The sequence below is a fragment of the Serratia sp. SCBI genome (assembly GCF_000747565.1).
Lineage (GTDB): Bacteria > Pseudomonadota > Gammaproteobacteria > Enterobacterales > Enterobacteriaceae > Serratia > Serratia ureilytica.
In genome coordinates this window covers 1,525,382-1,546,453 of sequence record NZ_CP003424.1, presented here as the reverse complement: position 1 = coordinate 1,546,453, position 21,072 = coordinate 1,525,382, and the positions used below count along the sequence as shown (strand labels likewise).

Here is a 21,072-nt window from a genome sequence, read left to right as displayed (position 1 = left end):
TACTTTATAGAGGCCTGGTCAGGCAAAGACGCGAAGCGCGGCTCGGCAACAGGCTGTGTATTTGGGCGCTCTAGAGATTGTCGGCCGCAGCCAACGCGGCTGCGGCTCGAAAGACGACGGGAAGATCAGAATACCGAGGCGTATTCGCCCAGCTCGACCTGCACCGATTTGATCTGGGTGTAGTGTTCCAGCGTCGTCAGGCCGTTCTCGCGGCCGACGCCGGACTGCTTGTAGCCGCCGACCGGCATTTCCGCCGCCGACTCGCCCCAGGTGTTGATCCAGCAAATGCCGGCTTCCAACTGGTGGATCACGCGGTGCGCGCGGGCCAGATCGTGGGTCACCACACCCGCGGCCAGGCCGAAGGTGGTGTCGTTGGCGCGGCGCACCACTTCCTCTTCGCTCTGGTAGCTGAGGATGCTCATCACCGGCCCGAAGATCTCCTCGCGCACGATTTCCATATCGTCGCGGCAGTCGCTGAACACCGTCGGCGCCACATAAGCGCCCTTGCCGAATTCGCCGTGGGTGACGCGTTCGCCGCCGCACAGCAGGCGCGCGCCGCTGTTTTTGCCGCTCTCGATAAAGCGCAGCACCGATTCCATGTGCGCAAAGCTGACCAGCGGCCCGAAGTTGGTCTGCGGATCGGTCGGGTCACCGAGGCGAATGCACTTCACGCGCTCGAGGATTTTCGCCTCAAACTGCGCCTGCAGCGCCGCCGGCACGAAGACGCGGGTGCCGTTGGTGCACACCTGGCCGGAACTGTAGAAGTTGGCCATCATGGCGATATCGGCGGCGCGATCCAGATCGGCGTCGTCGAAGATAATCAGCGGCGATTTGCCGCCCAACTCCATGGTGACTTCCTTCAGCGTCGAACCCGACGCGTTGGCCATCACCTTCTTGCCGGTTTTCACCCCGCCGGTGAAAGAGACTTTGGCGATGCCCGGATGGTCGGTCAGGTACTGCCCCACTTCCGCCCCGCTGCCGGTCACCACGTTGAACACGCCGTCCGGCAGGCCGGCTTCGGTGTAGATTTCCGCCAGCTTCAACGCCGTCAATGACGTGACCTCACTCGGCTTGAAGATCATCGCGTTGCCCGCCGCCAGCGCCGGCGCGGACTTCCACAGCGCGATTTGAATCGGGTAGTTCCAGGCGCCGATGCCGGCCACCACGCCCAGCGGCTCGCGGCGGGTGTAGACGAACGAGGTATCGCGCAGCGGGATCTGCTCGCCTTCAATGGCCGGGATCAGGCCGGCGTAGTACTCCAGCACGTCAGCGCCGGTGACGATATCCACCGCGGTGGTTTCCGACATCGCTTTGCCGGTATCCAGCGTTTCCAGCGCCGCCAGTTCATCGTTGCGCTCGCGCAGAATATCCACCGCGCGACGCAGGATGCGCGAACGCGCCATCGCCGTCATCGCCGCCCACACCTTCTGCCCGCTGGCCGCGCTGGCCACCGCACGATCGACGTCTTCAGCGCCGGCGGACTGGACTTCAGCCAGAACTTCGCCGTTCGCCGGGTTAATGGCGTTGAAGGTTTTTCCAGCGGTGCTGTCTACATAGGCGCCATGAATATAGAGCTTCTGCAAGCCAAAACGGGACATAGGATCTCCTTGAGTTATCCTCCGGGCGGCGTTTGCCCCCGGAGTTGGAACGTGATGTATTCGGTCGTGAGCGCCAGCGCCTGCGCCTGATTGAACGCGGAGCCGCGCAGCGCGCTGCGCAGCCACAGCCCATCGATCAGCGCCGCCAGCCCCTTGGCCGCCAACCGCGCCTGCGGCTGCGGCATAACGCGGCGAAACTCGGCGCACAGGTTGGAATAGAGCCGACGGCCGTTCACCTGTTGCAAGCGGTTGAGCTGCGGCTGGTACAGACTGCTGGCCCAAAAGGCCAGCCAGGTCTTCATCGCCGCGCTGTTGATCTGGCTGTCGTCGAAGTTGCCGGCGACGATCGCCTGCAGCCGCGCCGCCGGGCTGTTGTCGGTCAGCGCCTGCAGCCGCAGCTTCACCGCCTCGCCCAGATGGCTGATCAGATAGCGCATCGTGGCTTCCAGCAGGCCGTTCTTATCCTTGAAATAATGGCTGATGATGCCGTTGGAAACGCCGGCCCGCCGCGCGATCTGCGCGATGGTGGCGTCATGCATTCCCACTTCGTTTACCGCGGCGAGCGTGGCATCAATCAACTGCTGCCTTCTGATTGGCTGCATTCCTACCTTTGGCATATTTCGACTCTCACAAAACCGACTTCGGCCTTATCTCAGCGGGCAAATTTCACTGCCGTTTCGCCCGTGATTCAGGTCATCATGAGGACTATTAAACTTTTTTTTGATTGAACGTTCAATAAAAATTGCATATATTTTATTGCCGCCTAGTTAAAAAAATGTATTTTCTGGTTGTGGAACTGGCTGATTTTTGTGAGGTAATTAACGAATCTGACCAAAATCAGTGGCTGTAAGCGGTTCCCGCCGCGAAGCGCTCCGGTGCTTCATAAGCAGGCGAAAGCGGCATCGTTCAGGCCATTCCCATGGGGATGGCCGCCGCCTTCATTCGCCCGTTTTCCGGATGCGCCAACGCGCCCCAGAATGCGGAGCGGCACGATTTTACTCAGTTCAGAGGATGACGATGACAACACGCGAAACCTCCTCCAAACCGCAGCAGGACCGCCTCAACCCTGTGGTTTTCTTCACCTCGGCGGGGCTGATCCTGGCCTTCTCGCTGATGACCATCTTTTTCACCGACTTCTCCGGGCAGTGGATCACCCGCACGCTGAATTGGGTGTCGACCACCTTCGGTTGGTACTACCTGCTGGCGGCGACGCTGTACATCGTGTTCGTGGTGTTTATCGCCGCCTCGCGCTTCGGTGCCATCAAGCTCGGGCCGGAACAGTCCAAACCGGAGTTCAGCCTGATGAGTTGGGCGGCGATGCTGTTCGCCGCCGGCATCGGCATCGATCTGATGTTCTTCTCGGTCGCCGAGCCGGTGACCCAGTACATGATGCCGCCGGAAGGCGACGCGCAAACGCTGGAGGCCGCCCGCCAGGCGATGGTCTGGACGCTGTTCCACTACGGCCTGACCGGCTGGTCGATGTATGCGCTGATGGGCATCGCCCTCGGCTACTTCAGCTATCGCTACAATCTGCCGCTGACCATTCGCTCGGCGCTGTACCCGATCTTCGGTAAACGCATCAACGGCCCGATCGGCCACAGCGTGGACATCGCCGCGGTGCTCGGCACCATCTTCGGCATCGCCACCACGCTGGGCATTGGCGTGGTGCAGCTCAACTACGGCCTCAAGGTGCTGTTCGAGATCCCGGAAAACCTGACGGTGCAGGGCTCGCTGATCCTGCTGTCGGTGATCATGGCCACCATCTCGGTCACCTCGGGAGTCAACAAGGGCATTCGCATCCTGTCCGAGCTGAACGTGCTGCTGGCACTGGGCCTGATCCTGTTCGTGCTGTTCTTCGGCGACACCGAGTTCCTGCTCAACGCGCTGGTGCTTAACGTCGGCGATTACGTCAACCGCTTTATGGGCATGACGCTCAACAGCTTCGCGTTCGATCGGCCGGTGGAGTGGATGAACAACTGGACGCTGTTCTTCTGGGCCTGGTGGGTGGCGTGGTCGCCGTTCGTCGGCCTGTTCCTGGCGCGCATCTCGCGCGGGCGCACCATTCGCCAGTTCGTGGTCGGCACGCTGATCATTCCGTTCGTGTTCACCCTGCTGTGGCTGTCTATCTTCGGCAACAGCGCGCTGTATCAGATCATTCACGGCAACGCGGAATTCGCGCAGGAAGTGATGCAGTTCCCGGAGCGCGGCTTCTACAGCCTGCTGGCGCAATACCCCGGCTTCACCTTCAGCGCCTCGGTGGCCACCATCACCGGCCTGCTGTTCTACGTCACCTCGGCGGACTCCGGCTCGCTGGTGCTGGGTAACTTCACCTCGCGCCTGGCCGACATCAATAATGATGCGCCGAACTGGCTGCGGATTTTCTGGTCGGTGGCCATCGGCCTGCTGACCATCGGCATGCTGATGACCGACGGCGTGCCGGCGCTGCAGAAAACCACGGTGATCATGGGCCTGCCGTTCAGCTTCGTGATCTTCTTCGTGATGGCCGGGCTGTACAAATCGCTGCGGGTGGAGGACTACCGCAAGGCCAGCGCGCTCAGCACCCTGGCGCCGGTGCCGGTCTCCAGCCACGACGTGCTCAACTGGAAACAGCGTCTGTCGCGGGTGATGAACTACCCGGGCACGCAGTACACGCAGAAAATGTTGGATAAGGTTTGCCGTCCGGCGATGCAGGACGTGGCGCGCGAGCTGGAGTTGCGCGGCGCGAAGGTGGAGTTCAGCGAAGTGCCGCCGACCGAAGACGAACGCCTGAACCACCTGGAGCTGCTGGTGCACCTGGGCGAGGAACAGAACTTTATCTATCAGATCTGGCCGATGCGCTACTCGGTGCCGGGCTTCACCTACCGCGCCCGCTCCGGCAAGTCGCACTACTACCGGCTGGAAACCTTCCTGATGGAAGGCACCCAGGGCAACGACCTGATGGACTACAGCAAGGAACAAGTGATTGGTGATATTCTCGACCAGTACGAGAAGCACCTGAACTTCCTGCACATTCATCGCGAAGCGCCGGGGGGCACCCTGACCTTCCCAGATATGTGACGGCCGAGAAATACCCAGAGGGCGTAGCCAGGCTACGCCCTTTTTTATGCCTGCTCGGCCGGCAAATCGGCCTTCAGCAGCACCAGGGAGCCGGCCAGCAACACCAGATCCTTGATTAAAAAAGCTGGTGGCGCCGGCCATGGCCGGAAAACCGTCGGCGGAGGGCTCCCAGGCGCCCGGCGTGGAAAAGATCAGCGTCAGCGTGGTCAGGTAGGTCACCGTCGATCCGATCGCCCCCAGCAAACCCAGACGCCGCGACCAGAACCCCGCCAGCAGCAGCAAACCGAAGCTCCATTCAGCGACGCCCAATGCATAACTGGCGCCGCGAATGCCGAACGCCTGATGCATCCAGCTCAGCAGCGGGCTGTTGCCGATCAGCGGCACCAGCCCCTGCGCCTCGTAATCAAACCATTTGGCGTAACCGAAGGCGGCGAAGATCACCACCAGCGCCGCGCGCATAAAAATAACGTCCCCGTTCGAGCGCCGAAAGCGCCGCAGCCATGTCGCCAACATCATCCTCTCTCCTTATGTTGCCCGCAGCCGCCGCGGTTTGCCGCTTGCGGCCGCGGGGTGAGGCGGCTTAGTGCCCCATCGCATCCTTTTTCATCTCGTCTTTCTTCATGCCGTCTTTGGCCATACCGTCTTTCGCCATGCCCTCCTTTTTCATGGCGTCTTTGCCCATTTTGTCTTTCTTCATGCAGTCCTTGCCCATGCACTCTTTCTTCATCCCATCTTTCGCCATGCCGTCGTGCGACATCTGGCTCATGCCGTCCTTTTTCATCGCGTCTTTACTCATGCCGTCCGCGGCGTTGGCGCCGGCCACGCCCAGCATCAGCGCGCTGCACATCATCATTGCGAATAACTTTTTCATGGTATTTCCTTCCGTCATGTCAAAGGCACCGGAGTGCCGGAGAATGGCCGGCGGCCGCCTCAGCTGCCGCCAAACCAGTTGTAACCCTGGTCTTCCCAGTAACCGCCCGGGAAGCGGTTGGTGACCTCGATCACCTGAATGTGCTTCGGATTCTTGTAGCCCAGCTTGGTCGGCATGCGCAGCTTCATCGGATAGCCGTACTTGCGCGGCAAGGTCTGGCCATCGTAGGTCAGCGCGATAATCGTCTGCGGATGCAGCGCGGTGGCCATGTCGATACTGGTGTAATAGTCGTCGGCGCATTTAAAGCTGACGTAGCGGGCGCTCAGATCCGCGCCGATTACCTTAAGAAAGTTGGCGAACGGCACGCCGCCCCACTTGCCGATGGCGCTCCAACCCTCGACGCAAATATGACGCGTCACCTGGCTAACCTGCGCCATCCGATGCAGCTGCGGCAGGCTCCAGGCGCGCTTGTCCTGCACCAACCCCGCCACTTCCAGCCGATAGTCGTCGCCGTTGATGTCGGGCGCGTCCTTCTCGGCGTAAAAGGCGTTGAACGGGAATGGCCGGGTGATCATCGACTCCGGGTAGACCGGCACCAGGCGATCGCCGTTGAACAGCCAGCCCTGCACCCGATCGTTGAGGCGCGAAATGCGGCTCAGCGCCTGCTCGACGTTGGCGTTGCCGCTGAGATCGCAGCCGGTAAGCATCGCGATACCGCCCAGCGTCAGGCCGTTGCGCAGAAAGCGGCGGCGGGACGACGCGGTCAACAAGCGCTGCGCTTCTTTGACGATCGCCTGCCCTTCAACGATCGTCATGATCTGTTTATCCTTTTTCATCGTGAACTCCTTAACGTCCGCGCAGCATGGCCAGCAGCGTGCGGGGCACCAGCGCCACCATCACCAAATGGATCGCAACGAAGGCCACCAGCGCCGACATGGCGAAAAAGTGGATATAGCGCGCCGCCTCATAGCCGCCGAGCAGCGTGCGCAGCAGCGGAAACTGCACCGATTTCCACAGCACCAGCCCGGACAGCGCGCTCAGCACGCCGAGGAGCATCACCGACAGATAGGCCACGCGCTGCACCATGTTGTAGTGGCGCAGGTCGGCGTGCTGCAGCCTGCCGCGCAGCGCCGCGCCGACATCGGCGAGAAACTGCTTCGGGCTGAGCGGCCAATATTTGCGTTTGAAGCGCCCGCTGGCGAGGTTCAGCAGCAGGTAACACAGCCCGTTGACGCCAAACAGCCACATGCCGGCGAAGTGCCACTGCAGCGCGCCGCCCAGCCAGCCGCCGAGCGTCAGCTCGTTGAAAAAGCTGAAATTGAACAGCGGCGAAGCGTTGTAGATGCGCCAACCGCTGGTCACCATGATCAGCATCGCCAGCGCATTCAGCCAATGCGTTAACCGCAGCCACAGCGGATGTACGGTCTGTCGTTGTTCCGGGGTGAGAGTGAGGCTCATAACGATTCCTGCCAGCTAACGATGCGATGAACCGAGTATTCCCCGGATTTGTTCCCCAAGACCTCACGCAAAGTTAAATAAAATGTGATAACTCCGCCGGTGGCGGTTGTGTAGACTTCAGAGAGAATCGGGCTAATCAGCGGTAATGAGAATGGACAAGCCAAAACGAATTTTGATCGTCGAGGACGACGGCGACATCGCCGAGCTGCTGCAGCTGCATCTGCGTGACGAGGGTTACGCCATCAGCCACGCCGCCGACGGCAATCAGGGCATGGCGATGCTGGAACAGGGCGGCTGGGACGCCTTGATCCTCGATCTGATGCTGCCGGGCGTGGACGGATTGGAGATTTGCCGCCGGGCGCGCACCATGACGCGCTACACGCCGATCATCATCACCAGCGCGCGCTCCAGCGAGGTGCACCGCGTGCTGGGGCTGGAGCTGGGCGCCGACGACTATCTGGCCAAACCCTTTTCCATGCTGGAGCTGGTGGCGCGGGTCAAGGCGCTGTTTCGCCGCCAGGAGGCGATGAGCCGCAACCTGCGCATGGACGCCGGCGCGCTCAGCTTCAACGATCTGACCATCGATCCCATCGCCCGCGAAGTGCGCCTGCACCAACAGCCGATCGAGCTGACGCCGCGCGAATTCGACCTGCTGTACTTTTTCGCCCGCCACCCGGGCCAGGTGTTCTCGCGCCTCAGCCTGTTGAATCAGGTCTGGGGCTATCAGCACGAGGGGTATGAGCACACCGTCAACACCCATATCAACCGGCTGCGCATCAAGATCGAGCGCAACCCGGCGGAACCCGAGCGCATCCTCACGGTGTGGGGCATGGGCTATAAATTTGCGGCCGCGCCGCAAGAGTGAGCCATGAAAAACCTTACGTTAGCGCAACGCCTCACGATTATCTTCGCGCTGCTGATCGTCATCGGCTGCGCCTTTTCCGGCTGGATGCAAGTGCGCAGTAATACCCAGTACAGCCAGGCGGTGATCCAGCGCCTGTCCGGCAACCTGGCGCAGCATATCGCCGACAGCAATCCGCTGCTGGGGGTGAACGGGCCGGATCCGCAGGCGGTGCATACCCTGTTCGATCAGCTGATGGCGGTGAACCCCAGCGTTGAGGTTTATCTGCTCGACAACCAGGGCGCAATCATCGGCAACGCCGCGCCGGCCGGGCATCTGAAGCGGCAGCGGGTCGCGCTGGCGCCGCTGCAGGCGCTGCTCGATGGCGCGCAGATGCCGGTGTACGGCGACGATCCGCGCAGCGCGGACGGGCGCAAGGTGTTCAGCGTTGCGCCGCTGAAGGTCGACGGCCGGGTCGAGGGCTATCTGTATGTGGTTTTGCTCGGTGAAGAGTACACGGCGCTGGCCAGCAACGCCCAGTTCAACTCGGCGGCCAGGATGGCGCTGTGGACCTCCGGGGTGATGGTGCTGTTCAGCCTGCTGGCCGGCGGTTTCGCGTTCTACTGGGTCACTCGCCCCATCCGGCGCCTGACCCGTCAGGTCAATGCGCTGGACAGCGGCGGCATTGAGGCGGTGCAGGCCTACGCGGCGCTGCCGGCGGTGCCGGCCGGGCGCGACGAGGTGAGCCAGCTGCAACAGGCCTTCCACCGCATGGCGCAGCGCCTCGCCGAACAGTGGCAAACGCTGGCGCAGCAGGATCGGCTGCGGCGCGAATTCATCGCCAACGTCTCGCACGATCTGCGCACCCCGCTCACCTCGCTGCACGGCTATCTGGAAACGCTGTCGGTCAAGGCCGCCACCCTGAGCGACGCCGATCGGCGGCGCTATCTGGAGATCGCGCTGGCGCAGAGCCGCAAGGTGGGCAAGCTGGCGCAGGAGCTGTTCGAGCTGGCTCGATTAGAGTATGGCGTGGTGAAACCGCAGAAAGAGCCCTTCTCCCTCAGCGAACTGCTGCAGGACGTGTTCCAGAAGTTCGAGCTGGCGGCGGAGGCGCGCAACCAGCGGCTGCACGCCGACATCGCCCCCGGCGTGCCGCCGGTGTTCGCCGATCTCAGCATGATTGAGCGGGTGCTGACCAATCTGCTGGACAACGCCATTCGCCATACGCCGCCCGGCGGCGACATCGGCGTGCGGCTGTGGCGGCAGGAAGACCAGGTGATGGTGCAAGTCAGCGACAGCGGCCCCGGCATTCCGCAGACGCTGCGCGCCGATCTGTTCGTGCGGCCGTCTGTCCTGAGCGGCGCCCGACGCCCCGCCGGCGGGCTGGGGTTAATGATCGTGCGGCGCATTCTGCAGCTGCACGACAGCGACATTCAGCTGATCGAACAACCACAAAGCGGCGCCTGCTTCCGCTTTGCCATTCCGCCGCGTTAATCCGGCATATCGGTTATTGCGCTAGCGGGAACCGCAGGCTGAAAATGAGGCTGGCGACAGGCGCGCGCTCGATACATTCGGCGCGCACCTCACCGCCGTGCAGCGTCATGATGGCGCGCACGATGGACAGCCCGAGGCCGCTGGCGTGGCTGCCGGCGCTGCGCGCGGGATCGGCGCGGTAGAAACGATCGAACAGCTTTTCCAGATGCGCCGGCGCGATCGGCGGCCCCTGATTGATGACCTGCACCCACCAGGCATCGGCACGCCGTTCAGCCCGCAACACGATCAGGCTGTTTTCATCGGCATAGCGCACCGCGTTGGCCACCAGGTTGCTCAGCGCCCGCTGGAACAACATCGCGTCCGCCTTCAGCTCTCCTTCCCCTTCGCAGCTCAGCGCGATGCCGCGTTCTTCCGCCAGCCCTTCGAAATAATCCGCCACCCGCCGCAGCTCGGCCGCCACCTCCAGACGACTGTAGTTCAGCGCGGACTGCGCCTCACCGGCGCGCGCCAGAAACAGGATGTTTTCCACCATGCGCGAAATACGCTCCAGCTCGTCCATATTGTTCGACAATAGGGTTTCGTACTCCTCCACGCTGCGGGGTTGATACAGCGCCACCTGACACTGGCCCATCAACGCGCCCACCGGCGTGCGGATCTCATGGGCCAGATCGGCGGAAAACTGCGTCAGCCGCTGATAACCTTCATTCAACCGATCGAGCATCGCATTGAACGACCGAGTCAATTGCTGCAACTCCTTCGGCGCCCCCTGTTCGCTGAGGCGAGTGGACAATGTATTGGGCGCGATCTGCGACGCCTGCGCCGCCATGCGCCATAGCGGCTTCAATCCCCGGCGCATGACCCCATAGCCCAGCAGCGCAATCAGCAGGAAAGCCACAATGACCGCCGCGACAATGCGCCACAGGTAACGCGCCAGCATCTTCTGCTCGTTGACCATGACGTGCGCAACGGAGATCTGCAGCAAACTGCCGTCTTCCAGACGCACCATCGCCGATGCCGCGCGCAGCGGCACCCCCTGCGCCGTCTCCCCGCCGCGCACGGCGGCCAGCGTCTGCGCCTGTTCGGGCGGTGTCGGCGCGATCGGCGGCAGGGCCACCCTGGCCGGATTCACATTGATGAGCGGTTTTTGCCCCGGGATTTGGAAAATCAGCACGTCCTGTTCATTGCCCAGCATATTTTCGAACAGGCCGTTATTGGCGGTCAGGCGCGCCAAAGGAAAGCGCTGCCCCAGTAAATGGCGGAAATACTCTACGCGCCCGGTCACCTGCAGATCGCTGCGGAGCGTCATTTCCTGGCGCATCGCGCCGAACAGATACCAGCCCGCCCCGCTCACCACGCAGGCGGCCACCAGCGCGAACAGCATGGCGGTACGCAGCGTCAGCGACACCGGCCGACGTGAAGCGCGGGCGTTCACGAGCGCGGCTCGCAAACATAGCCGATGCCGCGCACGCTGTGGATCAGCTTGACGTCGAACGGCCGGTCGATTTTGGCGCGCAGGCGTTTGATGGCCACGTCAACCACATTGGTGTCGCTGTCGAAATTCATGTCCCACACCTGAGAGGCGATCTGCGTGCGCGACAGCACTTCGCCTTCGCGCCGCACCAGCAGATGCAGCAGCATGAATTCTTTATTGGTCAACGGGATCACCTGATCCTGGCGCACCGCCCGGCGGCGCAATACGTCCAACTGCAGATCGGCGATGGCGTAATGATCGGCTTCGCGCGCCGGCCCGCGGCGCAGCAAGGTGCGCAAACGCAGCACCAGCTCGGTAAAGGAAAACGGTTTGATAAGATAGTCGTCCGCGCCCAGCTCCAGACCGTGGATGCGATCCTGCACGCCATCGCGGGCGGTGAGAAACAGGATCGGCACGTCGCTTTTCTTGCGCAATACCTCGATGATCTGCCAGCCATCCAGCCCCGGCAGCATGACATCGAGCACGATCGCATCGTAGTCCTGCTCCAACGCGCGAAACAGCCCGTCGGTGCCGTTGCGCGCCAAATCGACGCCATAGCCCGCTTCCCCCAGCCCTTTCTTCAGGTAATCCCCTGTGCCGATATCGTCTTCAACTACCAGTATTCGCATGCTCGCCACCTCGTTAGGTCTGCAAAAATACTAGCAGCTTCGGCGGACAAACTTGATGACATTAATGTCATCAAACGGCCATGGCGCTGACCCAGTAGGTCAACCATGCTTAACCGGCAAACTCATTTCAGGAGAACGTTATGATTACCCGTCATCGTATAGCCGGTTTACTGTTGTCCACGTTACTGCTTTCCAGCGGATTGGCCGCCGCCGCCCAAACGCCGGGCAAGGTGATTGCGCCGCTGCGCGGCACCATCACGCAGGTTGCCGACGGCAATCTGCAGCTGACCGACCGCAAGGGCGAGACACTCAGCGTCAAGCTGAACGAGCAAACTAAAGTGCTCAGCGTTTCCAAAGCCACGCTGGACGATATCAAACCGGACAGCTTTATCGGCACCGCCGCCGTGCCACAGCCGGACGGCACGCTCAAGGCACTGGAAGTGCACGTGTTCGCCGCCAGCCTGCGCGGCACCGGCGAAGGACATTCGGCCTGGGAATCCGCCGACGGCAAAGTGGATACCATGACCAACGGCACCGTCGGCAAACTGGTGAAATCCAACGGCCGCACCCTGACCGTCACCTATGGCAACCAGCAGAAAACCGTCGTCGTGCCGGAAGACGTGCCGATCGTAACGCTGGATCCGGGCGATCTGAGCCTGCTGAAACCGGGCGTGCACATCGTGCTGTTCTCCGCCGCCGACGATAAGGGCCAGCGCGTCGCCACGCGTATTTCCGCCGGCAAAGACGGCACCGTGCCGCCGATGTAACCGGAGGAATGCCATGAAGACCAACGCGTCGCCGCCGGTGCATCGCTGGCCGGTTCGAATCACTCATTGGATCAACCTGTTCGCCATGGTGTGCATGTTCATGAGCGGTTGGGAAATCTACAACGCCTCGCCGCTGTTCGATTTCCGCTTTCCGCCGCAGATGACGCTCGGCGGTTGGCTGGGCGGCGCGATTGGTTGGCATTTGGCGGTGATGTGGCTATTGGCGCTTAACGCCGTCTGCTATCTGTTGTGGAGCCTGTTCAGCGGCCATTTTCGCCGCGATCTATTGCCGCTTCGCGCCGACGCGCTGCGGCAGGATATCTGGCTGGCGATGACGCTGCGCCTGCGCCACCGGCATGGCCGCTACAACGCCATTCAGAAACTGATGTACCTCGGCGTACTGGCGCTCGGCCTATTACTGGTGCTGTCCGGCCTGGCGATTTGGAAACCGGTTCAGCTGCAGGGATTGGTCGCGCTGTTTGGCGGCTTCGACTTCGCGCGCTACGTGCATTTCTTCGCCATGGCCGGCATCGGCCTGTTTGTGGCGATCCACGTCTTTATGGTGGTTGTCGTGCCCAAAACCCTGTGGGCGATGATAACGGGTGGCAAACATGAATGAGAAAAAACAGCGGGCAACCGCGCCGACGCTGGAACCGGATCAAAAAAAGCAGCTGGTCAATCTGCAACGCCGGTTGATGTTGCGCTCCGGGCTGACGCTGGGCGGCATCGCCATGCTGACCGGGTGTAATCTGCAAGACGGCGATCGGGTGGATAAAGTGCTGTGGGCCATGTCGCGCTGGAACGACCGGGTGCAGGCCTGGCTGTTCAGCGGCCAGCGGTTGGCGCAAACTTACCGGCCGGACCAGATCACCCACCCTTTCCCCTTTAACGCATTTTACCCGGAATACAACGTCCCCGAGATCGGTCTCGCCGGCTACCGGCTTGAGGTCGCGGGGAAAGTGGAGAAAAAAGCGCCCTGGACGCTGGAACAGCTGCAGCGGCTGCCGCAGCAAAGCCAGATCACGCGCCTGATCTGCATTGAGGGCTGGAGCGCCATTGGCCAATGGGGAGGCGTGCCGCTGCGCACCTTTCTGCAGCACGTCGGCGCGGATCTGAATGCCGGTTACGTCGGCTTCAAATGCGCCGATCGTTACTACGCCAGCCTCGACATGGCCACCGCGCTGCACCCGCAGACCATCCTGGCGCTGGATTTCGGCGGCAAGGCGTTGCCGGCGGACTACGGCTACCCGCTGCGGCTGCGCGTGCCGACCAAGCTGGGGTTCAAAAACGCCAAACATATCGCCGCGATCTTCGTCAGCGACGTCAATCCGGGCGGGTATTGGGAAGATCAGGGCTACAACTGGTTCAGCGGCATTTAGTTTTGCGCGGCGCTGCGCACAACCTTCATCGGCGGCTGGAGGATCGTCTCCGCCGCGGTTAATAATCTGTTCGTCACAAAGGGGATAACTATAGGAAAAATAATAGTAAAAAGGATTTTATCATGGAGATTGATGTGAGGGAGTCACACACTGGAATAGCAGACACATACAGATATCAGATTGCCGTCAGAAAAGGTGATGGTAAATCGGCCATCTATCATTTGGATTTCAAGAGAATTGGGCAAAACATGCACCATTGGTTTGCCCCAGTGTATGTGGACACTGCTCTCCTCAATAATGCTTTCTCTCTGGAGTTTTATGATGTTAAGGCGTTGAGCGACGTAAACAGGCATCGGCGCTCAGCTTTCGATACCTATACCGCAATGCATTATACCCTTCTCCAACGCGAACGCTTATTCGTTGTTGGCATCGGGGAAACTCTTCTCAAATTTGCCTATCAGTATCATGCCAGGATCATCTTAAGTGCACCGTTAAGGCCAGCATTAGCTAAAATTTATGATTTTTTGTTGAAAAAATACGCGCACAAAGGGCATTATTTATACAAAATAGAGTTTATAAAGGACGGCCTCTATGTCATCGAAATCCCACGTAGCCCCCATAGCATCCCATACTTGCCAACAGCACGTTAAGGAACAGCGCCTGAAAGAGATGCAAGCCTTCCACGAAGAGTGGTGGGAACAAAGGCGCCGCGAATGGCGTGAACGCGGCGGCGTTGAAGCCAGTGAACCGCCCGCACGTAGCATCGATACCGAACTTTCATCCTGATTCCGGTTCGTTCTTATTCTTCTTCTCCCGCCGTCAGCAATGCAATCCCCGCTTGCTCAATGGCCTCCCGCGCGGCGGCGGGCAACCCTTCGTCGGTAATGACGGCGTCAAAGGCAGCGATCGGCAGCGCCAGATAGGTGGCGACTTTGCCGTATTTGGACGTATCGCTGAGCAGAATGCGGCGGCGGCTGGCCTCGACGATGGCCTTCTTCACCATCACCTTATCTTCGTTCGGCGTCGACAGGCCGCGCATGCTCCACGAAGAGGCGGAGATGAACGCCAGATCGATAAACAGACCGCGCAGCGCCTGCGCCGCCGCCTCGCCGACGCAGGAACGGTTTTCCCGGCACACGGTGCCGCCGGTGTGGATGATTCGGCACTGGCTATGCTCTATCAGGAACCCGGCGATGACAAAGTCGTTGGTCACCACCGTCAAATCGTCACGTTCTCCGATCTGTTTCGCCAGCGCCAGCGTGGTGGTGCCGGCATCCAGATAGATACAGCCATTGGCGGGAATTTGCCGCGCCGCCAGCCGACCGATGGCGATTTTCTGCCGGCCGAACATCCCCTCTTTGGTCTGGTGAGAAGGTTCGCTCGCCACCCGTTCCGGCGCCTGCACGCCGCCCGAGACCGACTGCACCGCCCCCTGCTCTTCCAGCTTTTGCACGTCACGGCGGATCGTCATATGTGACACCCCCAGCCGTTCGGTCAGCTCGGCGATGCTGACGACGCCGCGTTCGGATACCAGCGCAAGAATTTGTTGATGGCGTTCTACAGGTATCACGGTTCCCTCTCGTTGCTGCGGTGATAATAATTGTGATTTTACGTCAATTTTCGTTCGCCGATAGCCCTAATTTCTCGCAGCGTGACGGCGAGCGCAGTTAGGCCAGCCAAAAATAAACTTATTTAAAAACATAATAGTAATGTTGCTTCAGGCCAGAAATCGCACGAAAAACCCGTTTCACGCATTGTTAATTATTGTGATAGCGATCGCGGATAATCAGCCGACAAGCGCTTACATTTAACACAACAAAACAAATTATCACTAAAATTAACAGGAGTGCAGTATGACACACCCAGGGAATTATGCCGTTTGCGTCATCGGGCTGGGGGCGATGGGCATGGGCGCCGCGCGTTCATGCCTCCGCGCCGGATTGACCACCTACGGCGCCGATCTCAATCCGCAGGCGCTGGCGGCGCTGCAACAGGCCGGCGCGAAACAAGCGTCTACCAGCGCCTGCGACTTCGCGGCCGAGCTGGACGCCGTGTTGCTGCTGGTGGTGAACGCCGCGCAGGTGAAGCAAATCCTGTTCGGCGAGCAAGGCCTGGCGCCGCAGCTCAAGCCGGGCACGGCGGTGATGGTGTCTTCGACCATTTCCGCCGATGACGCCAAACAGATCGAGCAACGGCTGCTGGACTACGGCCTGGCGATGCTGGACGCGCCGGTTTCCGGCGGGGCGGCCAAGGCGGAAGAAGGCCAGATGACGGTGATGGCCGCCGGCGCCGACGCCACCTTCGCGCGCCTGCAACCCGTGCTGGACGCCATCGCCGGCAAGGTTTACCGCATCGGCGAAACCATCGGCCTGGGCGCGACGGTAAAAATCATCCACCAGCTGTTGGCCGGCGTGCACATCGCCGCCGGAGCGGAAGCCATGGCGCTGGCCGCCCGCGCCAACATCCCGCTGGACGTCATGTATGACGTCGTCACCCACGCCGCCGGCAACTCCTGGATGTTCGAAAATCGCATGCGCCACGTGGTCGACGGCGACTATACGCCCAAATCGGCGGTGGATATCTTCGTCAAGGATCTGGGGCTGGTGGCGGATACCGCCAAGGCGCTGCATTTCCCGCTGCCGCTGGCCTCCACCGCCTTCACCATGTTTACCGCCGCCAGCAACGCCGGCTACGGTAAAGAAGATGACAGCGCGGTAATCAAAATCTTTGCCGGCATCGATCTGCCGCAGAAAAAGGAGACGCTCTGATGCAACTCGGCGTAATCGCGGATGATTTTACCGGCGCGACCGACATCGCCAGTTTTCTGGTGCAAAACGGCCTGCCTACGGTGCAGTTGAACGACGTGCCGCAGGACGAAACGCCGGTCGGCGCTCAGGCGGTCGTCATCAGCCTGAAATCGCGCTCCTGCCCGGCAGAGCAGGCGATCGAACAGGCATTGCAAGCGCTGGCCTGGCTGCAAAAACAGGGCTGCCGCCAGTTCTACTTCAAATACTGCTCCACCTTCGACAGCACCGCACAGGGCAATATCGGCCCGGTGACCGACGCCCTGCTCGCCGCGCTGGGGGAAAATTTCACGGTTGTTTCCCCGGCGCTGCCGGTAAACGGCCGCACGGTCTATCAGGGCTACCTGTTCGTCGGGGAACAGATGCTGTCTGAGTCCGGCATGCGTCATCACCCGGTCACGCCGATGACCGACAGCAACCTGCTTCGCCTGATGGAATCCCAGGCCGCCGGACGCTGTGGGCTGGTGACGGCGGCGGAAATGGATCGCGGCGCCGAGGCAGTCAGCGAGAAGCTGCAGCAACTGGCGCAGGAAGGCGTGCGCTACGCGGTGCTGGACACGCTCAACGAACGGCATCTGCTTACCCAGGGTGAAGCGTTGAAAACGATGAAGCTGGTGACCGGCGGTTCGGGCCTGGCGATCGGTTTGGCGCGGCAATGGGCGCAGAACGGCGATCGCGCGGCAGAAGCGGCCGGCGCGCCGCTGGGGGAAAAGGCGGCGGTACTGTCTGGCTCCTGCTCCGTCATGACTAACCGGCAGGTGGCGCACTATCGCGAACGCGCGGCGGCGCAGGCCATCGATATCGACCGTTGCTTCGATCCCCAGACGCGCGCCGCCTACGCCGTCGAGTTGGCGCACTGGGCGCAGCGCCATGCCGGAGAAGCGCTTGCCCCGCTGATCTACGCCACTGCATCGCCGGAGTCGCTGCAGCAAACGCAACAACGGCATGGCGCCGCCGCCAGCGAGGCGGTGGAAGCCTTGTTCGCCGAGCTGGTGGTGCAACTGCGCCAGTTGGGATTCAGCCGCTTTATCGTCGCCGGCGGCGAAACCTCCGGCGTGGTCACGCAGGCGCTGGGTATTCGCGGCTTCCATATCGGCCCCAGCATTTCCCCCGGCGTTCCCTGGGTGCGTGCCAGCGATCGAGCCATTTCCCTGGCGCTGAAATCGGGTAATTTTGGCGATGAAGCCTTCTTCGCGCGCGCGCAAACGGAGTTCCCGGTATGAGCATGACGATTGAACAGCAGGCGCGTGAAGAGATGGTGCGCCTGGGCGCCTCGTTTTTCCAACGCGGCTACGCCACCGGCTCCGCCGGCAACCTCTCGCTGTTGCTGCCGGACGGCGCGCTGCTGGCGACGCCGACCGGCTCCTGTCTCGGCGAGCTGCAGGCCGATCGCCTGTCTAAAGTGAGCCTGAACGGCGACTGGCTCTCCGGCGACAAACCGTCGAAAGAGATCAGCTTTCATCGGGCGCTCTATCTGAACAACCCCGAATGCAAAGCGGTCGTGCACTTGCATTGCACCTACCTCACGGCGCTCTCTTGCCTGCAGGGGCTGGACGCCGACAACGCCATCAAACCGTTCACCCCCTATGTGGTGATGCGCGTCGGCAAGGTGCCGGTGGTGCCTTACTACCGGCCCGGCGACGAAAGGCTGGCACAGGATCTGGCCCGCCTGGCGCCGACCCACCGCGCCTTTTTGCTGGCTAACCACGGGCCGGTGGTGACGGGTAAAGACCTGCGAGCGGCGGCGGACAATACCGAAGAGATGGAAGATGCGGCTCGGCTGATCTTCACCCTCGGCGATCGTCCGATCCGCTATTTGACCGCTGATGAAATTGCCGAATTACGGAGCTGAACCATGCCTAAATTTGCCGCCAATTTGTCGATGATGTTTACCGAGGTGCCGTTCCTCGATCGCTTTGCCGCCGCTGCCGCACAGGGCTTCAGCGCGGTGGAATTCCTGTTCCCTTACGAGCATCCCGCCGATCTGTTGGCCGAGAAACTGCGCGAACACGGCCTGCAACAGGTGCTGTTCAACACCGCGCCCGGCGATGCCGCCGCCGGCGAATGGGGGCTGGCGGCGCTGCCGGGCCGCGAACGGGATGCGCGCGCCGATATCGATCGCGCGCTGGCCTACGCCATCACCCTTTCCTGCCCCTGCGTGCACCTGATGGCCGGCGTGGTGCCCGCAGGCGCGGATCGACGGCGTTATCTCGACACCTTTATCGCCAATGCGCGTTATGCCGCCGACGCTTTTGCGCCGCATGGCGTCAAGGTGCTGATCGAGGCGCTCAGCCCGCCGGTCAAGCCCGACTACCTGTTCGCCAGTCAGCATCAGGCGGCGGAAGCGGTGGCGGCGATCGAAAGACCGAACGTGTTCATCCAGTTCGATTTTTTCCACGCGCAGTTGGTGGACGGCAATATCAGCGGGCTGCTGGAGACGCTGGCCGGGCGCTACGCGCATATCCAGATAGCCTCGGTGCCGGATCGCCATGAGCCGGACGAGGGCGAACTGAATTACCCGTGGCTGTTCGACAAGCTGGATGCGCTCGGCTATCAGGGCTGGATCGGTTGCGAATACCGCCCGCGCGGCGACACCGCCGCCGGGCTCGGCTGGCTGAAGCCTTACCGCTAAAGCCGCACGCCGACACCAGGAAATCGATTTTATAACAATGAAACGCACCCGTATCGCCACGCGGCGATCGCGGTGCCCAACGCTTACCCAACGAAAGGCTTTTTTCATGTCTACCTCTCTGCTGTTGCTGATTGCCGTACTCGGCGTGGTGCTGCTGTTATTGATGGTGATTAAGGCGAAGGTGCAACCCTTTGTCGCGCTGTTGGTGGTCAGTTTGCTGGTGGCGCTGGCCAGCGGCATTCCGACCGGCGAAGTGATGAAAGTGATGACCGCCGGAATGGGCGGCGTGCTCGGCTCGGTGACCATCATCATCGGTCTGGGGGCGATGCTCGGCCGCATGATCGAACAATCGGGCGGCGCCGAGTCGCTGGCGCAGCGTTTCAGCCAGGGTCTGGGGCCGAAACATACCGTCGCGGCACTGACCCTCGCCGCGTTTATTCTCGGCATTCCGGTGTTCTTCGACGTCGGCTTTATCATTCTGGCGCCGATTATCTATGGCTTCGCTAAGGTCGCCAAAGTGTCGCCGCTCAAGTTCGGCCTGCCGATGGCCGGCGTGATGTTGACGGTACACGTCGCGCTGCCGCCGCACCCCGGCCCGGTCGCCGCCGCCGGCTTGCTCAACGCCGACATCGGCTGGCTGACCATTATCGGCCTCGCGATCTGTATTCCGGTCGGCGTTATCGGCTATTTCGCCGCCAACTACCTCAACCGCAAAACCTATCCGTTATCGATAGAGGTTCTGGAACAGCTGCAGCTGGCGGCGCCGGAGCCGCGTCCGGAAGATCACGCGCCGCTCAGCGATCGCATCAACCCACCCGGCGCCGGCCTGGTGGCGGCGCTGATCGTCATCCCGATCGCCATCATCATGCTCGGCACCGTCTCCGCCACGCTGTTGCCGGCCGGCTCGGCGCTGCGCGATGCGCTGTCGCTGCTGGGCTCGCCGGCGGTGGCGCTGATGATAGCCCTGCTGTTGGCCTTCTACTTCCTGGCGCTGCGCCGCGGCTGGAGCCTGCAACACGCCAGCGACGTGATGGGGGCTGCGCTGCCAACCGCCGCAGTGGTGATCCTGGTAACCGGCGCGGGCGGCGTGTTCGGCAAGGTGCTGGTGGAATCCGGCGTCGGCAAGGCGCTGGCGGAAGTGCTGACGGCCATCGGCCTGCCGCTGGTGCCCGCCGCCTTTATCATTTCGCTGGCGCTGCGCGCCTCGCAGGGTTCCGCCACCGTGGCGATCCTGACCACCGGCGGTCTGTTGTCGGAAGCGGTCAGCGGCTTGAATCAACTGCAGCTGGTGCTGGTAACGCTGGCGACCTGTTTCGGCGGGCTCGGGCTTTCGCACGTCAACGACTCCGGTTTTTGGATCGTCACGCGCTATCTGGGGCTGTCGGTGGCCGATGGCCTGAAGACCTGGACGGTGTTGACCACCCTGCTCGGCCTGAGCGGCTTCCTGTTCACCTGGCTGTTGTGGCTGGCGGCGTGATTTCTCTGGCATACTGAACGCCGTTGTTTTTCATCGCCTTTCACCCTGTGCAGGAGCAGCAACATGACCGTAATCAACACCGCGCCAACGCTTATCACCGAACGCCTGCGGCTGGACGCGCACACGCTGGACGACTTCGACTCGCTGGCCGCGCTGTGGGCCGACCCGCTGGTGGTGCGCTATATCGGCGGCACCCCGCGCGACCGGGAAGACTCCTGGGGGCGCCTGATGCGCTACGTTGGCCACTGGGCGCTGTTGGGATACGGGTATTGGGCGGTGCGTGACAAGCAGAGCGGCGAGTACCTCGGCAGCATCGGCTTTTCCAACTTCCTGCGCGACATCACCCCGGCGCTCGATGCGCCGGAGATGGGCTGGACGCTGGTGAGTTCGGCGCACGGCAAAGGCTATGCCACCGAGGCGCTGCGGGCGGCGCTGGCCTGGGGGAAAACGCACCTGCCGGGGGAAAAAACCGTCTGCATCATCTCGCCTGAAAACCAGGCTTCGCTGGCGTTGGCGAAAAAGGTCGGCTTCAGCGAAAGCCACCGCAGCGAGTACCATCAAAACCCGATCGTGGTGATGCACTGCCCGCTTTGA

21 protein-coding genes and 1 pseudogene are annotated in these 21,072 nt (G+C 61.8%); 13 read left to right on the top strand and 9 right to left on the bottom strand.

Going from position 1 to position 21,072, the window contains the following annotated elements; all coding sequences use genetic code 11:
- Positions 1 to 125: 125 nt before the first annotated feature.
- A complete protein-coding gene (betB, locus tag SERRSCBI_RS07215) occupies positions 126 to 1,598 on the bottom strand; it encodes a betaine-aldehyde dehydrogenase (RefSeq protein WP_042784006.1) in 1,473 nt (490 codons plus the stop codon).
- 14 nt (positions 1,599 to 1,612) lie between these two features.
- Positions 1,613 to 2,215, bottom strand: a complete 603-nt coding sequence (gene betI, locus SERRSCBI_RS07210; RefSeq protein WP_033642409.1) for a transcriptional regulator BetI — start codon at positions 2,213 to 2,215, stop codon at positions 1,613 to 1,615.
- 400 nt (positions 2,216 to 2,615) lie between these two features.
- Between betI and SERRSCBI_RS07205 the strand changes: the two genes are divergently transcribed.
- Positions 2,616 to 4,655: a choline transporter gene (locus SERRSCBI_RS07205; protein WP_042785667.1), complete on the top strand. Its 2,040-nt coding sequence runs from the start codon at positions 2,616 to 2,618 to the stop codon at positions 4,653 to 4,655.
- 180 nt (positions 4,656 to 4,835) lie between these two features.
- On the opposite strand, the pseudogene SERRSCBI_RS25030 reads toward SERRSCBI_RS07205, so the two are convergent.
- From SERRSCBI_RS25030 to SERRSCBI_RS07190, 4 genes and pseudogenes are all read right to left on the bottom strand, one after another.
- Positions 4,836 to 5,114, bottom strand: a pseudogene (locus tag SERRSCBI_RS25030) (DUF417 family protein); the annotation flags it as partial.
- A gap of 121 nt (positions 5,115 to 5,235) precedes the next feature.
- Positions 5,236 to 5,526, bottom strand: a complete 291-nt coding sequence (locus SERRSCBI_RS07200; protein WP_025302107.1) for a pentapeptide MXKDX repeat protein — start codon at positions 5,524 to 5,526, stop codon at positions 5,236 to 5,238.
- 59 nt (positions 5,527 to 5,585) lie between these two features.
- Positions 5,586 to 6,362, bottom strand: coding sequence for a molybdopterin-dependent oxidoreductase (locus tag SERRSCBI_RS07195; RefSeq protein WP_042784005.1), 777 nt, complete (start codon positions 6,360 to 6,362; stop codon positions 5,586 to 5,588).
- Positions 6,363 to 6,372: 10 nt separating this feature from the next.
- Positions 6,373 to 6,984 (bottom strand): cytochrome b/b6 domain-containing protein, encoded by a 612-nt coding sequence (locus SERRSCBI_RS07190; protein WP_033650571.1) that lies wholly within the window; start codon positions 6,982 to 6,984, stop codon positions 6,373 to 6,375.
- A 151-nt stretch (positions 6,985 to 7,135) separates the two neighbouring features.
- On the opposite strand from SERRSCBI_RS07190, the gene SERRSCBI_RS07185 reads away from it, so the two are divergent.
- Complete coding sequence (locus tag SERRSCBI_RS07185; protein WP_016928494.1) at positions 7,136 to 7,849, top strand: response regulator transcription factor; 714 nt, start codon at positions 7,136 to 7,138, stop codon at positions 7,847 to 7,849.
- 3 nt (positions 7,850 to 7,852) lie between these two features.
- A complete protein-coding gene (locus SERRSCBI_RS07180; RefSeq protein ID WP_042784003.1) occupies positions 7,853 to 9,319 on the top strand; it encodes an ATP-binding protein in 1,467 nt (488 codons plus the stop codon).
- A gap of 13 nt (positions 9,320 to 9,332) precedes the next feature.
- Here SERRSCBI_RS07180 and SERRSCBI_RS07175 read toward each other — a convergent pair whose 3' ends face one another.
- Positions 9,333 to 10,751, bottom strand: a complete 1,419-nt coding sequence (locus SERRSCBI_RS07175; RefSeq protein WP_042784001.1) for a heavy metal sensor histidine kinase — start codon at positions 10,749 to 10,751, stop codon at positions 9,333 to 9,335.
- Positions 10,748 to 11,419 (bottom strand): heavy metal response regulator transcription factor, encoded by a 672-nt coding sequence (locus SERRSCBI_RS07170; protein ID WP_033650568.1) that lies wholly within the window; start codon positions 11,417 to 11,419, stop codon positions 10,748 to 10,750. Before SERRSCBI_RS07170 ends, SERRSCBI_RS07175 begins: the two co-directional genes overlap by 4 nt.
- A 140-nt stretch (positions 11,420 to 11,559) precedes the next feature.
- Between SERRSCBI_RS07170 and SERRSCBI_RS07165 the strand changes: the two genes are divergently transcribed.
- The 4 genes from SERRSCBI_RS07165 to SERRSCBI_RS07150 all read left to right on the top strand — a co-directional run bounded on the left by SERRSCBI_RS07165 (position 11,560) and on the right by SERRSCBI_RS07150 (position 14,215).
- Positions 11,560 to 12,186, top strand: coding sequence for a hypothetical protein (locus SERRSCBI_RS07165; protein WP_042784000.1), 627 nt, complete (start codon positions 11,560 to 11,562; stop codon positions 12,184 to 12,186).
- Positions 12,187 to 12,199: 13 nt separating this feature from the next.
- The gene (locus SERRSCBI_RS07160; protein ID WP_042783999.1) at positions 12,200 to 12,805 is read left to right on the top strand and encodes a cytochrome b/b6 domain-containing protein; all 606 of its coding nucleotides are present in this window, start codon (positions 12,200 to 12,202) and stop codon (positions 12,803 to 12,805) included.
- A complete protein-coding gene (locus SERRSCBI_RS07155; protein ID WP_042783996.1) occupies positions 12,798 to 13,565 on the top strand; it encodes a molybdopterin-dependent oxidoreductase in 768 nt (255 codons plus the stop codon). The genes SERRSCBI_RS07160 and SERRSCBI_RS07155 overlap by 8 nt, the downstream gene beginning before the upstream one ends.
- Positions 13,566 to 13,687: 122 nt before the next feature.
- A complete protein-coding gene (locus SERRSCBI_RS07150; protein WP_049866663.1) occupies positions 13,688 to 14,215 on the top strand; it encodes a hypothetical protein in 528 nt (175 codons plus the stop codon).
- Between the two features lie 149 nt (positions 14,216 to 14,364).
- Here SERRSCBI_RS07150 and ygbI read toward each other — a convergent pair whose 3' ends face one another.
- A complete protein-coding gene (gene ygbI / locus SERRSCBI_RS07145; RefSeq protein WP_042783995.1) occupies positions 14,365 to 15,135 on the bottom strand; it encodes a DNA-binding transcriptional repressor YgbI in 771 nt (256 codons plus the stop codon).
- A gap of 283 nt (positions 15,136 to 15,418) precedes the next feature.
- Here ygbI and ltnD point away from each other — a divergent pair, with 283 nt between their 5' ends.
- The 6 genes from ltnD (at position 15,419) to SERRSCBI_RS07115 (ending at position 21,072) form a co-directional block, all read left to right on the top strand.
- A complete protein-coding gene (gene ltnD, locus SERRSCBI_RS07140; RefSeq protein ID WP_042783993.1) occupies positions 15,419 to 16,333 on the top strand; it encodes an L-threonate dehydrogenase in 915 nt (304 codons plus the stop codon).
- Positions 16,333 to 17,592 (top strand): 3-oxo-tetronate kinase, encoded by a 1,260-nt coding sequence (otnK, locus tag SERRSCBI_RS07135; protein ID WP_084587953.1) that lies wholly within the window; start codon positions 16,333 to 16,335, stop codon positions 17,590 to 17,592. Before ltnD ends, otnK begins: the two co-directional genes overlap by 1 nt.
- The gene (locus SERRSCBI_RS07130; RefSeq protein WP_089191378.1) at positions 17,589 to 18,221 is read left to right on the top strand and encodes an aldolase; all 633 of its coding nucleotides are present in this window, start codon (positions 17,589 to 17,591) and stop codon (positions 18,219 to 18,221) included. Before otnK ends, SERRSCBI_RS07130 begins: the two co-directional genes overlap by 4 nt.
- 3 nt (positions 18,222 to 18,224) lie before the next feature.
- On the top strand, positions 18,225 to 19,001 hold the full coding sequence (gene otnI / locus SERRSCBI_RS07125; protein ID WP_042783991.1) for a 2-oxo-tetronate isomerase: 777 nt from the start codon (positions 18,225 to 18,227) through the stop codon (positions 18,999 to 19,001).
- Between the two features lie 106 nt (positions 19,002 to 19,107).
- Positions 19,108 to 20,478 (top strand): GntP family transporter, encoded by a 1,371-nt coding sequence (locus SERRSCBI_RS07120; protein WP_042783990.1) that lies wholly within the window; start codon positions 19,108 to 19,110, stop codon positions 20,476 to 20,478.
- A 63-nt stretch (positions 20,479 to 20,541) separates the two neighbouring features.
- On the top strand, positions 20,542 to 21,072 hold the full coding sequence (locus SERRSCBI_RS07115; RefSeq protein WP_033650561.1) for a GNAT family N-acetyltransferase: 531 nt from the start codon (positions 20,542 to 20,544) through the stop codon (positions 21,070 to 21,072).